Source organism: Rothia aeria (genome assembly GCF_016726365.1).
Classification (GTDB): domain Bacteria; phylum Actinomycetota; class Actinomycetes; order Actinomycetales; family Micrococcaceae; genus Rothia; species Rothia aeria.
The window spans coordinates 492,587-507,586 of sequence record NZ_CP068102.1 but is presented as its reverse complement, the minus strand read 5'-3'; the positions used below and the strand labels follow the sequence as shown (position 1 = coordinate 507,586).

Genomic DNA, 15,000 nt, shown 5'->3' with positions numbered 1-15,000 from the left:
CTCTGGCACCACCGGGTAAATTATTTCAGACAGCAATCGGCGGCTACATCACCATATGGGGTGCAGCCGCCGATTAGTGTATGACCAGGTGCCGTAAACCTTCCGGTTCGTCGCAGGCTACTTCGTGTCTTGGTAAGGGATAAATACTTCTTTCACCAGAATGAGCAGGGAAGCCGCCACCGGTATGGCGATAAGCGCACCCAACACGCCCCACAGAGCACCACCTGCGGCCACCGCAATAATTGCCACGCCACCGGGCACCGAAACCGCCCGGGACATAATGCGCGGCGAGATAACGTACGCCTCAACCTGCAGGTAAATGAAGTACACGATGGCGAAGGTGAGCGCCATCTGCCACCCCGAAATCAGCAGGATGAGCGACACTACTACGAGCGCCACCACGCCGCCGACCAATGGGATAAACGCCAGGATCAGCACGAATAGCGCCAACAGCTGGGGGAACGAAAACCCCAGGATACTCATCGTAATCAGGGCGAAGGTGGCGTTAAGAATAGCCACCAGCGCCTGCCCCATCACATAACTGCCAACCGATCCGGTGATACGTTCCACCAAGTAGGAGACACGCTCACGCTGGGACGCCGGTGCTAGGCGCACCCCCCACGCCTTAATCGTGTTCATAGACGAGAGGAAGTACAGGGACAAGAACAACACAATCACGGTGCCGGTGAGCACCTGAGCGATTGTGGATCCTGCTGTAACCAAGTTCCCCATGAACCCGCTAATCGCGTTGCTGGATGTAATAGACTCAATGAACGCGGGCACATTCTTATCGACCCAGTCGCGGATGTGCACCATATCGTCAAAGTTTTTGAACGCCTCTGACTCCAGGAAATCCTGAAAAATGGCGGGGGAGCGGTAGATAAAACTATTCGCCTGTTCACTAATAATGGGCACAATCCACAGGGTGAGGCCGGTAACCGTACCAGCAAATACAGTTACTACCAGCAGCACACCAACGCCTCGGCGGATACCCCACTTCTCCAGGCGCCGCACGGCGGGGTCAAGGCCCAGCGCAATGAACACGGCCCCGGTCACCCACCCCGCGAGTGCCCCAACGTTCGTAAACGCATAGTAGGCCAGCAGCGCCAACCCCACACCCACGGTACCTAAGAAACCGAGTTTTACCGGGTTGGTCACAAGCGAGACTTTCTGAACATCGCTGTTCTCCGGGGACTCAACCGGGGGCACCACATCGGTGGGGGCGGTTGGGGGAGGCATTGACGCCTGTTTCCGTTTATCGCGGGCCTGTAGAACCGATCCGCTGAATTCGGTAATTGTTTCGGTGAGGTGCTCAGTGAATGGGCGCCGCGCCCCTCGCGACTCGTGGGCTTCTCTGGGTGAGGCGCCGCTTTCATCCGGTTGGGGGCGGGCGGAAGAGTCCTGCTGCGGCTGCGTATGAGCGTTGGAACGCCGAGGCCTAGGCGGCGTCGGCTGGGCAGGGGGGCGGTGATCGGTCATGTAACTGCCTTTCGACGAAGCATTTACTTTTTAGTCTACCGGGCGGTTGGGGGATAACGCCGGTGCAGACGTATTGGTGGTGCTACGCCAGCAGTAAAATAGCGGCCGAAGCGGCGCACCTCGGGTGAAAAAACCCCGGGGAGTTGAGATAATCAAGGGGAACTATCAGCCTGAGCAGGAGAGGGCGCATGTCAGAGAACAGTCATGAACTACAGTGGGGCAACCCGGCAGCGGCAGGGAAGCAGCCGGAGGCTGCGCAGATTCCAGCTTCGGTACGGAATGTCCCCGATTTGGGGAGTTTAGCGGCATCTGCTGGTGTGCCGCCGCAGCCGGGCAACACTGACCCTCATGCTGCTGCCCAGGGCACCCCTACGTGGCGTGTTGAGGTAAACACGCCCGAGGATTTCCAGAAATATGTGCAGGAATCCAGCCGGGGTGCTGTTATTTTTGCGCTCTATGCTGAGCACTCTCCCTCGTCGGTGCAGATGGTCGATGCGGTGCAAAAACTGGTTGATTCCGCCGCTGGGAGTCTGCTGTTGGCAGCGGTAGATATCGCGAAACTTCCTGAGGCCGCACAGGCTTTTGGGGTGAGCGGTGTGCCCGCTGGGGTGGCGGTGCTTGCGGGTCGGCCCGCACCTATTTACAACGGTACTGTGGGTGAGCAGGAACTTGCCGATGTGCTCGGGCAGCTTATACAACTGGCGGCGCAGTACCAGCTGCCGGGAGGTTTTGAGCCCATCTACGCGGAGGAAGAGAAACCGGTACCTCCGCTGCATGCTAAGGCCGTTGAGGCACTGGACGCTGGGGACTATGAGGGCGCTCGCGCCGCCTACAAGCAGGCTATTTCTGATAACCCGGGCGATAAAGAGGCCAAACTTGGCTTGGAACAGGTGGAGCTTTTGGTGCGCGTGAAGAACCTTGATATGGCTGCCGAGCGTGCCGCTGCGGCGGCTGATCCGCTGAATATTGAGGCGGCCTTTAACGTGGCTGATTTGGATGTGGTTGGTGGGCATGTGGAAGATGCGTACGCCCGTTTGCTGCGCTTATTTAAGGCCGTGCCTGCGGATGAGAAAACTCGTGTGCGTGAGCGTCTTGTTCAGCTTTTTGATGTGGTGGGTACTGCCGATGCGCGTACTGTAAAGGCCCGCGCGGAGCTGACGGTGGCGCTTTTCTAAAGGCTGGTTTCTGCAGGAATCTGTGTAAAGCTAAGAAATAAAATACAGAATATTTATTCTTTATGTGTTCCCCATGTGGTGTTATTGCCGTCACGGGGAACACGTATCTTATAGTTATGCTTAGGGGTGAGTAAAAGCTACGCGAACGGGGCAAAAATAAGGGCATACTATGCTCATACTTGTTACCGTTAATCTATGGAAGATAAAAACTCTCTCAATAACTTGTATCCCTCACCACCTGTCCCCGGGGCAGAAGCAGAGCACCCGAATCCGGAGGTTCACCTGCCCACCTCGGTGCAGCAGAACATAGCCCCGCAACGGGGGGCCGCAACCACCAGAAACGCGATTGAAGTTCGCGGGCTCACCAAAGCTTTCGGGCAGACCGTGGCCGTGGATCGTATTAATTTAGGCATCCCAACCGGCTCATTTTATGGGCTGGTGGGGCGTAATGGTGCTGGTAAGACCACCACCATTTCGATGGTCTCGGGTATGCTGCAACCCACCGAAGGTATGGCGTTTATTAACGGGGTAGACATGTGGCAGGCCCCCTTAGAAGCCAAGAAACACCTGGGGGTGCTCCCTGACGGCGTGCATCTTTTTGATAGGCTCACGGGTGAACAGCTCATCACATACTCCGGGTACCTGCATGGGCTTGATAAGGCAACTGTTGCCGAACGCACCGCTGATCTGCTGCGCGCTATGGACCTCACCGAGGCAGCGGGGCGAACTGTTGCCGACTACTCCGCCGGTATGACGAAGAAAATCGCGCTTGCCGCCGCGCTCATCCACGCCCCTTCTGTGCTTATCCTTGATGAACCATTTGAGGCTGTTGACCCTGTCTCAGCGGCGAATATTCAGGACATTCTTAAGGGATTCGTCGGCTCGGGGGGAACCGTCGTGCTCTCATCCCACGTGATGGACTTGGTACAGCGTTTGTGTGACCACGTGGCCATTATGAACGAAGGCCATATTCTTGCCGCCGGAACCGTCTCTGAGGTACGCGGAAACACCAGCCTAGAAGAACGTTTCGTGCAGCTCGTGGGTGGGCGCACCAGCTCGGAAGGATTGTCATGGTTGGGCACCTCGTCTCACTAAAATGGCGGTATGTGATTGCCTCACTCAAACGGAGCGTGTGGGCCCTGATTGGGATAATCCTCGGTGTCCTATACCTGGTGGGGATTCTGATAGGGTTGGGATTCCTCTACAGTTTTCTGGCTTTTGAATCCCCTGAGGGGGCGGCCTCGCTTGCCCTGCTGATAGGGACGCTGCTGTGTCTGGGGTGGATGCTGGTACCTATCTTCGTCAGCGGCCTTGACGGAACCCTGGATGAGAGCCGTTTCGTGCTTTTCCCCATAGAACCAAAAACCCTGCAGAAGGGCCAATTTCTTGGTGGGTTTATTGGCATACCCGGTATCGCAACCATAACTATGGTGCTGATCGGTGCCCTTGGCTACCTTACTAACCCGTTGGGGCTTCTCCTGTATCTTCTCTGCGCCCTGCTGGGGTTGGCCACCCTCATGTGCATAGCTCGTATCGGTAATCAGGTCGGTGTGTACCTGAACGCTAACCCGCGCATTAACCTCATCCTCATGCTCACTGCGGGGATCCTGCTCATGAGCTCCGGTTTTATTTTTGCGGGTGCAACAGCTTACATTGGAGAGAACTTTGAGCAAATAGCGCCCTACGTTGTATGGCTTGGGTATACCCCGTTTGGTGCTGCGTTTGCTGTTCCCCTGCATGCTGCGGCGGGTAACTGGATTCTTGCGGCTGTGTGCCTGGTGCTTGCACTTGTTTACTTGGCGGGCACCTGGTGGCTGTGGGGGCGTCAGCTGGAACGCTCCATCCGTAACGTGAGTGGGCAGACTCAGCGCGGGACAGCTAAGGCATTGTCCGTTGGTAATATTGGGGTGTTCGCTAAATTCCCCAGCACCCCGGTCGGTGCGGTAGCGGCACGCACCCTTCACAGCTACCTGAAAGATGCGCGCATGAGTGTATCGGCGGCCACGTTAGCCATGATGTACGTGCTGCTGGGAATATTTTTACCGATGGCCAATAGCGGGTTTTTTAGGACCGGTAGGATTCAGCTTGGTATGGATACCAGCACCGCTGGTATTGAGGCGGCTTTTAGCTTCTGGGTGTACTTCAGCACCATCTCTGCGGGGTACTACATTATGTACTCGGTCTCATACGATAACACCGCCTTTAGCCTGCACGTGCTCTCGCCGCTGCGTGGGCGTGATGACAGGCTGGGCCGTGCCCTGGGGTACTCTGTTTTGATGGTGCCTGTGGTGGTTATTATGACCTTCGCTGTGTGTCTTATTCATGGTGTTGTGGGGATGTACCCGGCGGTGCTCCTGCACCAGTTGGGCACCTATGCGGCGGCTCTGGGCGTGGGCCTGTATGCCGATACCCTGCTATCTCCACCGGCTCCGGCACCCGGGTCGAACCCGCTCAAAACCCCGAAACAAACGGACGGCATGGCCAAGAACCTCTTGACGATGGTGGTGATGCTGATTTGCATGGCTGCAACGATCCCGGCATTTATCTGTGTACTTATTTATATGTTCAGCTCCCATGAACCCATGCTCCTATGGGTGGGGGGAATCATTCAAATGGTTGTGGGCGGCATTCTTCTGGCCCTTGGCGTTGTGATTGGCGGTAAGTCTTACGACCGTAATAGCCACGCCATGCTTCAGCGAGTGGCTAAGTTCACCGCAGCCTAACCTACCGGCCAACCACGGCGCACAGAGGCGGCGGATCAGAATATGTTCTGTATGAGGTATTCTGCTCCGTCGCTTTTTGCTGTGCTTGTACTGCTGCCTGGTTTCGGTGAACGGGACAATACCCGGTACCCGCCACTACAATGGGAAGAGTTATCTACACAACCGCAGAATGCCCATGCGGCATTGTCTAAGGAGAGAACTATGAGCTCCATTGAAGGTATTGAGGATCCGTTTGGCACCAAGCCCGCAGGTGGCACCAGCCTGCTGGAGCGTGAGGAAACTCAGCTTTCTGAGCCCGGTGACCACGAACGCTTCTCGCACTATGTGCGGAAAGAAAAGATTATGGAGTCCGCGCTGACCGGTGAGCCGGTTCGCGCCCTGTGCGGTAAAGTCTGGACTCCTGGGCGTGACCCGCAGAAGTTCCCGGTCTGCCCCACCTGCAAAGAAATTTATGAGGGTCTTAAGCCCGGTAAAGACGGTGGCGATAATGGCGGCGACAACTAGCCGCAGCTGACTGGCAGGCCTCAGCAGGCCCACGGCAGCCAACACCAGCAGACAGGGCGCATCCGAATAAGTATGCATAGTACTGGATGCGCCCTTCTTTCGCGTTCGGCGTAGCCACCGTACAGTACTGGGGGTACCGTTGAGCCGGGCAGCGTGCAAGGCGGTACACTCTTAAGGCGTCCGCACCGCACCGGCCACTTACGCCCGTGCGAGCTGCAGCGGGGGCATGACGTATAGAAATGATTAAGGGGTAGGGGAAGAATGAGCGAACACGAAGAACCCACACTGTTTGAAGGCGCCATTAAGCCTAAACTTTCCCCGGCCTACCCCGGCCGTGCCCCGTGGGGAACCTCCGTCAGTTTACGTGCTTGGCAGACGGAGGCTATGAAAAAATATTTTGAAACCAACCCGCGTGACTTTATGGCGGTGGCAACCCCAGGGGCCGGTAAAACCACCTTTGCCCTCACCCTGGCTCGTGAACTTTTTAGCCGCGGTGTGGTGCGTAAGCTCACCGTGGTAGCGCCCACCGACCACCTGAAAAAGCAGTGGGCGGATGCCGCCGCTAAGGTAGGCATACCGATCGATCCGAATTTTAAAAATGCCGACGTTCATGTGGGCCGCCAGTACAAAGGGGTGGCACTTACCTACTCCCAGGTGGCGAATAAGCCGCAGCTGCACGCCCGTAACACCGAGAACGACAAAACTCTGGTTATTTTTGACGAGATTCATCACGCCGGTGACGCGCTCTCGTGGGGAGACGGACTGCGGGAGGCTTTTGACGACGCCACTCGACGCCTCGCCTTGACCGGCACCCCGTTCCGCTCCGATGCTGCACCTATCCCGTTTGTCAACTACGAAGAAGACCACGAAGGGATCCGCCGATCCCGCGCCGACTACTCTTACGGATACGGTCCCGCTCTCAAAGACCATGTGGTGCGGCCGGTGATTTTCATGGCGTACTCGGGACAGATGCGGTGGCGTACCTCCGCCGGGGAGGAAATGGCAGCAAATCTGGGGGAGGGATTCACCAAGGATGTGACCGCCCAGGCGTGGCGCACCGCCCTTGATGCGAACGGTGAATGGATACCCACTGTTTTGGCTGCTGCCGATAAGCGCCTCACCGAGGTGCGCCGTACCGTACCTGATGCCGGGGCGCTCGTGATCGCCACCGACCATGCTGACGCTAAAGCATACGCCGAAAAACTGCATGCTATCACGGGAGAGAAGCCAACTGTGGTGCTCTCAGATGACCGCGAAGCCTCCGCAAAAATTGACGAATTCCGTGAGAGTAAAAAGCGGTGGATGGTGGCGGTCCGCATGGTCTCTGAGGGCGTGGATGTGCCGCGCCTTGCGGTGGGTGTGTACGCCACCAGCACCAGCACACCTCTCTTTTTTGCTCAGGCAATCGGGCGTTTTGTGCGGGCCCGCAAGCGTGGGGAGACCGCCTCCGTGTTCCTGCCGTCGGTTCCGCAGCTGATGATGCTCGCTAACGATATGGAGCTAGAACGCGATCACGCCCTCGACCGCGGCGCCACCCAGGAAGAGATCGACCCCATGGTTGAGGGGCTGGATGATGCGGCGCTTGAAGAAGCAAACCGTGAAGAGCGAGCCTCGGAGCAGCTGGCTCGCGGTAAGTTTGAGGCAATAGGCTCGCAGGCCTCTTTCCACGGGGTGCTTTTTGATGGGGCGGAGTTCGCGTCGGGCGGGCTGGAAGTCGGTTCGGAAGAGGAACAGGATTTTCTGGGCATCCCGGGCCTGCTTGACGCTGAACAGGTCGGTACTTTGCTGCGGGCCCGTCAGCAGGAACATGCTGCCCGCCGCCCGGCCACCGCAGCCCCGGCGGTGGTGGACCACCGCCAGCTCAAAGAAATGCGTAATAAGTTGGCGAAAAACGTGTCGGCCTATTCGCTGAAAAGCGGTAAACCGCACGGGGTGATCCATAATGAGCTGCGTAAAATCTGCGGCGGCCCGGCGGTGGCTCAAGCATCAGCGGAGCAGATTCAGGCACGCCTTGATAAGCTCGCGGACTGGTTTGTCGGCAGGAGGTAATGGCCCGGCTCGGTCTGTGAACGGTTAGGGGATGGCAAAAAATCCAGTGTTCGTCACGAGCGGGAAGTCAACCGCCGTGCCATTCCATTTAACCTCAACGCCGTGGCCTTCGAGCACCGGGATAATGCGGTTTTGGATAATCGCGCAGTCTGCATCGTGAATCTCTTGGTCGCTTACTTCCCCAGTGTCGCTGAAGGTGCCGCAGTGCAGTTGGGCGGCGTCGTAGAGCAGTAGGGCCTCCGCACTTTCTGCACTGAGCGATACATACCCGTATCGGGTGGTACCGTCTTCGGGCCCTTCCTCGGGGATGCCGCACCAGTTGCCGTCCGGGTAAGCAATAATCCCCGTTCGTTCCAGCGCCTCGAAGGCACACACCAGGTTGCCTCGGCACCCTTCAATACCGATCTCTTTAGCATAGGCACGGCGGGAGGCAAGGAGCGCCTGAGCGTACTCTTCTAGCTTTTGGGGCGGGATGAGAATATGCCCTTCACCGTCGTCAAGGAACGGTTCAAAAACCTCCGTGTAGCACGCAATATCTGATTCGCCAACCAGCAGGCATGCCATGAGCCTGCGTTCTACGGTAGGCCGATCCATCTCTGGGATTGGCCAGCTGCGGGGTATAGGTGGGTCAATACGCGGTGCGCGCCATAGTTTTAGCTGTTCTGCAGTCACGTGAGGGCTACTCATGCTCCCAGTGTAACCGGGATACACAACCATCATCCACGCATGGAAGGAATAATATTGTGCATAAAAGGCTGATTTATGGGGGCAAATATGCAAACTTATGCTATGGGGGTATGTCGGTACTGGGTAAGCGTATGGTACCCGCAAGACCATTGTGCAGCCTGTTAGGGGATAGCAATGTATTTTATGTTCATGACATTAGGACAATAGGTAGTATCACCGCCCCACCGTACCTGCAGTCCGTGACGTTCAAGTACCGGAATAACGCGCTCTTGCAGAAATTGCTCCGTAACCCGGTGATGAGCTGCACTGCGTTCCTCTTGACTCATTGACTCCCACTGCTGCTCAGAATACTGTTGGCGCAATGCTGGCGGGAAAATGCCGTGTTGAAGGTACACGCTTGCTGTTTCTGAAATATCAGCTGCACACTGCTCGCTAAAAAATACATACCCGTACCAGTCGCGGGAGTCATCTGCCTCGTCGTAAATACTCCACGAACCGCACCTGCTGCAGCAGGAGAACGCCTCACGCGCTACAACACCCTGACGATTGAGCTCTTTAAAAGCGAGAGAGATATTGCCCCAGCACTTTTCGATCCCCAGTTCCTGGGCATAGGCACGGCGGGAGGCGATGAGAGCACGGGCGTAATCGTCGAACTCCTCCATATGTTTCTCATCGCAATCCCACTTATCGCTCTCAGCAATAGTGCTGTCGTTCAAAATATCAACATAGGAAAATGGATCACTGTCACCCCTGAAAAGCGTACCCCACAGAACCTCACCCACGAATTCACTCACCTCATCAGGCATGCCCCAGTGGGCCGGAAGGGGCGGATCAATGCGCTGGGTGTACCAAAGTTTGAGCTGCTCATCAGTAATGCTAGGTGTAGTCATGGGGTTAACCTTAGACCACAAATGCATACTTGTCGTTGCACACGGTCAGTCACAAAACCGGTGATCCGCAGACCCTATAAGGAAGGAAAAGACAACACAACACCCGCACGGGGGGGGCAACGCCCGTGCTATAGGTGCATTACGAATAAGGATGGGCAGGCGCTCTACCTACCACAGGGGCTAAGGTGCAGCGAAAAACTCCGCGTTTTTCAGCACGGGAAGCTCAATGTACGTGCCGTCCCAATCTATCTCAACACCGTGGCGCTCAAAAACCGGGAGGATGTGCTGGCGGATCACAGCACTATTAATGCGGTTATACTCCGCATCACTCATCTCTTCGAGCTCTTCGCCCGTTACAAAAGCCCCGCAGCTGAGACGGGTCTCGCCATTTTTAATGAGTTCTTCGGCCTCTTCGGGGCCGAGCGACACATACCCGTACCAGGTATGCCCATCTTGCGGAGCCTCATGCGGTATGCCGCAACACCCGAAATCGGGGTTCATCTTAACACCCTGACGTTCGAGCTCAGCAAGTGAAAGGTTCAGGGGAGTGCCCGGCACCCCGCCTAAGGCGGCAATATAGGCACGGCGGGAATCAATGAGCTGCCTAATATAGGCGCGAACTTCCCCGTCCCAGTCAGCGGAACCATAGGCATCCCTGAGTGAGGGAGTCTCCCAGAAGTAATACTCATAACGGGCCGTATCAGACTCACCGGTGCTGAGCAGGCGCCAGAGGGCATCTTCTAAGGTGCCACGCTCTTCACCGGTCACAGGCCAGTGCGCCGGGATAGGCGGATCGATACGCGGTGCGTACCAGCTGTCACGGAATTCTGTGGTGATGATATCGGTGGTCATAGTTTCAGTGTAACCGGATATTTAATGCATGAAAAGCGTATATTTCTATAGAAACTTTAGCTAAATAAAAACTTTTTACAGAAATAAATGCTTCTCGAACCAAAAGAGGTCTTTAAAACTATAGACGGTTATTCATTGAGGATATCCTGCCACCAGATTATGAGCCAACATTTTGCGGCTGCAGCACCGACATCTGCCGGTATTGCTCTTCCGCTAAGGCTGGTGGAGCGCATCGTGCCGCTCTTGCCGAATAGATGCTGTAATATCCAGTGTGATAAATTCCTGTTATTGCCTCAGTCAGCCTGTGGTGTCCTCCCGATCAAGTGGGGTGGTATGACGATAAGGCACCGAGCTGGTCTTTAGCTAGTCATATAATGACGTTTGTTCGCTGTAGTTTTGCTCCAGTAAAATTGTAGTAAATAATAAACATTATTATAATTTTTGCAGGAGATGAAATATGAGCGATAAAAATAATATAAAATACTACGAAAAAATTATTATGTTGGAAGATGAAATATATGATTCTGATGCCCTGGGTAACTATGATGCTTTTATTTTAAAATGTATAAAATTCGCCGAGAAAAATATTATTCCATTAAGCCAGTACAGGAAAGAACTGGAAGGTGTAATTAAACAATGCACAGACTTTTTAGAAGGCAGAATTGGTAGATCTGAACTGGAAAAATATTATATCCAACTAGGTAGAAAGATTCGCTTGTCAGGAAGCTTAGATAAAAAAGAAAAAGAAATACATATTTTTATGTCTATTTTTCTTGACTCCAATTTCTTGCAAAATACGGCACCCGAGGAACAGCAAGATAGCGATATTTGTTATCTGTTATGTAACCTGTATAGGATAAAAGATGATCTTGAATTATGCAATACATTCTATAGCAGTATTTGTTCGGTAGGGGCAGATGACGCATAAGTGAATATATAACTATCGGTACCCACAGGGAAACCAGTGCCCAACTGACGCAATAATCGGATCTGCTCGCCAGCACGCCTGCGCCCTATTTTATTGAGGGATAAAATGCCTGCCGGTCGTAACGTAATCCATGGGGGTGAAATGTGTGGGAAGCTCCGCATTTTCAATAGCAAAAATATAGTTTCGATAAAATAGGCTATGCACTGAACGGTCATCTATTTTTAAAATATCTTCTTCAAAGTTTCTGGCAAGTTTCAACTGTGCGTTTTCCTTGTCAATATCCTTCCCAAGAGCGTAAAAAAAGACCGATAATAATAAACAATAGCAACACCTAAATTGGTGCAATGATGAGTTTATAAACAGTGGTTCTTGAATATCTGAATAATGAAACGGGATAAGCCATACTTCTTTGTTTTTATTGACAGCAAAGAAACCATTGCTATTCTTTCCAAAAACAATAAATTTATCTTTATTACTGTTTTCGACAATAACTTCTTCATCTTTGAAATTTATGAATTCAAATTTATCTTTATAGTAATTCTCCAACCTTGAATATTCGTTGCTTGCCATATCATTTAACAACTCGGAAAATGAATAAATTTGCTTATTGAAACTTTTTGAAATCTTATAGTCCGTACCTTTTAAATCACTCTCATTAATAATCATCAAATATTCCTTATTGGGCAGATTCCTTCTGCAGATTTGCGGCTCATATCTGGTAAATTGCTACGGGATATGGCTAAACTGCGATGAGAATACCTGTGGCCGTACAGAATAAGAGCCTTCCCAATCTACCCATAATCCGTGCTGCTCGAACACCGGAAGTACCTTTTCGCGCAATAGTTTTACACTCAAACTCTCGTACTGCTGCTCTTGGGTTTGGGCATCAAGTGCGTCCCACTGCGGCTCAGTAAAATATGCATCCAGAAAAACCCCATAATTGAGGCCTACCGATCCGCTCTCGTATGCTGATTCAGCATCCTGTTCGTGGTAGAAAACGTACCCGTACCAAGTGCGTGAATCATCTCTCTCATCCCAGATTTCGGCTGAACCACACGAACCGCAACAGGTAAAACACTCCCGTGCCACCACGCCCTCATGCGCTAAAGCGTCAAATGCCAACGTTAAATCATTATTCCGAGGCTCCAGTCCAATAGCTGCAGCATAGGCGCGGCGTGCGTTAATAAGCTGCTGGGCGTACTCTGTTATCTCTTCCCTGTATTTTTCACCCAAGCCAGCGTTCTCATCGGGCAAAACATAATCAAATACTTCCACATACGCTTCCGGGGTAGATGCGCCGTGCAGAAGCATCTCCCACAGAAGCTCTTCAAGCTCGGTGCGGCTCTGGTCGTTGAGCCCCCAATGTTCTGGGAGAGGCGGGTCAAGACGCGGGGTATACCAAAGACTGAGCTGATGATCGTCACACTGCTTATTCATACCCATATATTAGCTGTTGTGCCGGGGCGCTGCGCTGCTAGGTCCAGCAGCACTGGCGGCACCTGGTGACAATGCGGGGTACTCCGGTCCGTACTGCACGCCATTCGAACATGCAGATATGTACCACCAGCTCCCCTAGCGTAGCTATTGAGCCGGGCGGCAGGTAGCACTGGGAGAGATTTTACTGTTAGCTTTCGTATGATGTATAATTTTCGTCAGATAGATGTATCTATATATATTCACTCAAGTTTTGAAAGGCTAATGATGGTCTTTGCGTTAATCAGTGATAAAAAGTTAAGTATTAGAAAGCTAGTTTCTGTAACTACTTTAGGATTTTTTGTTTGGGACGTCATATGTGCCTGCTCTTAGTTTTGAGTCATCTAGTGCCAGTAGCTCACTAACAAATATCAAGTACAGTTTTTCTGACTCATCACAGGGTTTATATAACCAATTTATTGTGACGTTTTCACATGGCTTTGTTGCCCAGCATGCTCCTAATACGGATACGTTGCTAAGCAACATTGAGTCTAATAATATGGTGGATGCAATTAAGTATAATTTTGCCGATAAATTTGGCTACACTGTTTCCTATAGTCATACGATTGCTATAAAAAACTCTGTAGTAATTAATATATAAAATTATATTAGTTCAGACAATATTGATTCTTTTATAGAATCAGCTAAAGATATCTCTGGTGTTGAAGATATTTTTCCAGACTATAATATAGATTATCAGGGAATCTCTGACCCTGAGATGAACGAGTCTTCTCAGAATCAACAAGAAGATACTCCTGTACCTGATCTTTCTGCATATTCAAAAAACTATGTCACTCCAAATGATGAATACTTTGATAAGCAATGGGATTTACATGGTGAATATGGAATTAATGTAAAGTCCGCATGGCAACGCTCCCTGGGTGATAACGTTACAGTTGCAGTTATCGATACTGGTGTCAATCATCATCCTGATCTGGTTAATAATATTGTTCCGGGTTACGACTTTTTATCTGATGCTATACAAGCAGACGATGGTGATGGGCGCGACTCAGATCCTTCGGATAGTGCGATGGTGCCTAAAAATGGAATCTGTTCTAATGGGCGAAAAGCAGAAAGTTATATGCGTTGGCATGGTACTCATATTGCGGGTACTATCGCAGCTTCAGCAAATAATAAAATTGGTATATCTGGGATTTCTCCCAATGCGAAGATTCTGCCTGTACGTGCTTTTGGGCCTTGTGGAACTAGGTTCTCGGATGTTACTGATGCGATAAAATGGGCTGGGGGTCTGAAGGTGCAAGATACTCCAGAAAATAGGTATCCTGCTCAAGTTATTAACCTGTCGTTTGGCTCATATTTAAATTCTGGCAGTAAATGTTTTAAAGGATATCAGGACATATTTGATGAATTGCATGCTAAGGGTATCGTGGTTGTAGCATCTGCTGGTAATAAGAACCTTGACGTCAAATATTTTACCCCTGCAAATTGTAATCATGTTATTTCTGTAAGTTCTACTACTCGAATGGGTGAGCGGCCTGTTGCCTCATACGGTTCTAGCGTTAGCATAAGTGCTCCTGGAGGGACTCATGCTCCTAATCAAGGTATATTTTCTACTTTTAATACAGGAATGATTTCTGTTGGAGAGCATAACTACAGCGAGAACGCGGGTACTTCTATGGCTGCTCCTCATATTAGTGCTATTGCTGCTTTGGCTAAATCAGTCAACCCAGATGCTACTCCTGATCGTATACTTTCTGCGATGCAGAAAAGTGCTCAAAACCGTCCTATACAAAACTGTGATCAGTATAGCTGTGGTCCTGGTATTGTAGATGCGGGCAAGACACTGGAATATCTGGACAATCCTGTAAAGAACCCTGATCCATGGAATAATGGTCCAATATTTTACGATATACATAAAAACATGCCATTTTATCAAGAGATTCAGTGGATAGGAGCGCAGGGTATTACTACTGGATACCCTGATGGCACATTCCACCCAGCAGATAATGTAGAACGTGGCGCAATGGCAGCGTTTTTCTACCGATATGCAGGACAGCCAGAGTATGTGATGCCAAGCACTTCTCCATTCAGGGATGTTTCGGTTGGCAGCAGTTTCTATCGAGAGATTACCTGGTTGCATTCTACTGGTATAGCTAATGGGTGGCAGGATGGGACGTACCGTCCTGTAGACCCCATCCGCCGTGATGCAATGGCAGCTTTTATTTATCGCTACGCTCACAAGAAGTAAATACGCAGTGTGCGCGGTGTATCTAAAGGTC

Annotated in this window: 13 protein-coding genes; 7 read left to right on the top strand and 6 right to left on the bottom strand. The window is 51.8% G+C overall.

The features are described 5' to 3' along the window. Positions 1-117: 117 nt before the first annotated feature. Positions 118-1,479, bottom strand: a complete 1,362-nt coding sequence (locus I6I94_RS02125; protein WP_201620824.1) for an AI-2E family transporter — start codon at positions 1,477-1,479, stop codon at positions 118-120. 188 nt (positions 1,480-1,667) lie between these two features. Here I6I94_RS02125 and I6I94_RS02120 point away from each other — a divergent pair, with 188 nt between their 5' ends. The 5 genes from I6I94_RS02120 (at position 1,668) to I6I94_RS02100 (ending at position 7,930) form a co-directional block, all read left to right on the top strand. Continuing rightward, complete coding sequence (locus tag I6I94_RS02120) at positions 1,668-2,654, top strand: tetratricopeptide repeat protein (protein ID WP_128087668.1); 987 nt, start codon at positions 1,668-1,670, stop codon at positions 2,652-2,654. A gap of 195 nt (positions 2,655-2,849) precedes the next feature. Further along, a complete protein-coding gene (locus I6I94_RS02115; RefSeq protein ID WP_126853832.1) occupies positions 2,850-3,749 on the top strand; it encodes an ABC transporter ATP-binding protein in 900 nt (299 codons plus the stop codon). Further along, on the top strand, positions 3,725-5,377 hold the full coding sequence (locus tag I6I94_RS02110; protein WP_128087669.1) for a transporter: 1,653 nt from the start codon (positions 3,725-3,727) through the stop codon (positions 5,375-5,377). Before I6I94_RS02115 ends, I6I94_RS02110 begins: the two co-directional genes overlap by 25 nt. A 201-nt stretch (positions 5,378-5,578) precedes the next feature. Beyond that, a complete protein-coding gene (locus tag I6I94_RS02105; RefSeq protein WP_037235529.1) occupies positions 5,579-5,881 on the top strand; it encodes a DUF3039 domain-containing protein in 303 nt (100 codons plus the stop codon). A 261-nt stretch (positions 5,882-6,142) separates the two neighbouring features. Then, complete coding sequence (locus tag I6I94_RS02100; RefSeq protein ID WP_006888849.1) at positions 6,143-7,930, top strand: DEAD/DEAH box helicase; 1,788 nt, start codon at positions 6,143-6,145, stop codon at positions 7,928-7,930. Positions 7,931-7,954: 24 nt separating this feature from the next. Here the strand turns inward: I6I94_RS02100 and I6I94_RS02095 are convergent, their stop codons facing one another. From I6I94_RS02095 to I6I94_RS02085, 3 genes are all read right to left on the bottom strand, one after another. Then, positions 7,955-8,617 (bottom strand): hypothetical protein, encoded by a 663-nt coding sequence (locus tag I6I94_RS02095; protein WP_131555866.1) that lies wholly within the window; start codon positions 8,615-8,617, stop codon positions 7,955-7,957. Positions 8,618-8,778: 161 nt separating this feature from the next. Continuing rightward, complete coding sequence (locus tag I6I94_RS02090) at positions 8,779-9,507, bottom strand: DUF6891 domain-containing protein (RefSeq protein WP_037235520.1); 729 nt, start codon at positions 9,505-9,507, stop codon at positions 8,779-8,781. A gap of 180 nt (positions 9,508-9,687) precedes the next feature. Then, positions 9,688-10,359, bottom strand: coding sequence for a hypothetical protein (locus I6I94_RS02085; protein WP_006888887.1), 672 nt, complete (start codon positions 10,357-10,359; stop codon positions 9,688-9,690). A gap of 457 nt (positions 10,360-10,816) precedes the next feature. Between I6I94_RS02085 and I6I94_RS02080 the strand changes: the two genes are divergently transcribed. Beyond that, the gene (locus tag I6I94_RS02080) at positions 10,817-11,287 is read left to right on the top strand and encodes a hypothetical protein (protein ID WP_201620823.1); all 471 of its coding nucleotides are present in this window, start codon (positions 10,817-10,819) and stop codon (positions 11,285-11,287) included. 90 nt (positions 11,288-11,377) lie between these two features. On the opposite strand, the gene I6I94_RS02075 is transcribed toward I6I94_RS02080, so the two are convergent. Both I6I94_RS02075 and I6I94_RS02070 read right to left on the bottom strand, forming a co-directional pair. After that, positions 11,378-11,953, bottom strand: coding sequence for a hypothetical protein (locus tag I6I94_RS02075; protein ID WP_201620822.1), 576 nt, complete (start codon positions 11,951-11,953; stop codon positions 11,378-11,380). 60 nt (positions 11,954-12,013) lie between these two features. Continuing rightward, complete coding sequence (locus I6I94_RS02070; RefSeq protein ID WP_128087672.1) at positions 12,014-12,724, bottom strand: DUF6891 domain-containing protein; 711 nt, start codon at positions 12,722-12,724, stop codon at positions 12,014-12,016. A 754-nt stretch (positions 12,725-13,478) separates the two neighbouring features. Between I6I94_RS02070 and I6I94_RS11380 the strand changes: the two genes are divergently transcribed. Further along, the gene (locus tag I6I94_RS11380; protein ID WP_236588897.1) at positions 13,479-14,969 is read left to right on the top strand and encodes a S8 family serine peptidase; all 1,491 of its coding nucleotides are present in this window, start codon (positions 13,479-13,481) and stop codon (positions 14,967-14,969) included. The last annotated feature ends 31 nt before the right edge of the window (positions 14,970-15,000 follow it).

Coding starts and splice junctions, on each gene's coding strand:
- I6I94_RS02125 (WP_201620824.1), bottom strand. CDS start 1,479: ATGACCGATCACCGCCCCCCTGCCCAGCCGACGCCGCCTAGGCCTCGG.
- I6I94_RS02120 (WP_128087668.1), top strand. CDS start 1,668: ATGTCAGAGAACAGTCATGAACTACAGTGGGGCAACCCGGCAGCGGCA.
- I6I94_RS02115 (WP_126853832.1), top strand. CDS start 2,850: ATGGAAGATAAAAACTCTCTCAATAACTTGTATCCCTCACCACCTGTC.
- I6I94_RS02110 (WP_128087669.1), top strand. CDS start 3,725: ATGGTTGGGCACCTCGTCTCACTAAAATGGCGGTATGTGATTGCCTCA.
- I6I94_RS02105 (WP_037235529.1), top strand. CDS start 5,579: ATGAGCTCCATTGAAGGTATTGAGGATCCGTTTGGCACCAAGCCCGCA.
- I6I94_RS02100 (WP_006888849.1), top strand. CDS start 6,143: ATGAGCGAACACGAAGAACCCACACTGTTTGAAGGCGCCATTAAGCCT.
- I6I94_RS02095 (WP_131555866.1), bottom strand. CDS start 8,617: ATGAGTAGCCCTCACGTGACTGCAGAACAGCTAAAACTATGGCGCGCA.
- I6I94_RS02090 (WP_037235520.1), bottom strand. CDS start 9,507: ATGACTACACCTAGCATTACTGATGAGCAGCTCAAACTTTGGTACACC.
- I6I94_RS02085 (WP_006888887.1), bottom strand. CDS start 10,359: ATGACCACCGATATCATCACCACAGAATTCCGTGACAGCTGGTACGCA.
- I6I94_RS02080 (WP_201620823.1), top strand. CDS start 10,817: ATGAGCGATAAAAATAATATAAAATACTACGAAAAAATTATTATGTTG.
- I6I94_RS02075 (WP_201620822.1), bottom strand. CDS start 11,953: ATGATTATTAATGAGAGTGATTTAAAAGGTACGGACTATAAGATTTCA.
- I6I94_RS02070 (WP_128087672.1), bottom strand. CDS start 12,724: ATGAATAAGCAGTGTGACGATCATCAGCTCAGTCTTTGGTATACCCCG.
- I6I94_RS11380 (WP_236588897.1), top strand. CDS start 13,479: ATGAACGAGTCTTCTCAGAATCAACAAGAAGATACTCCTGTACCTGAT.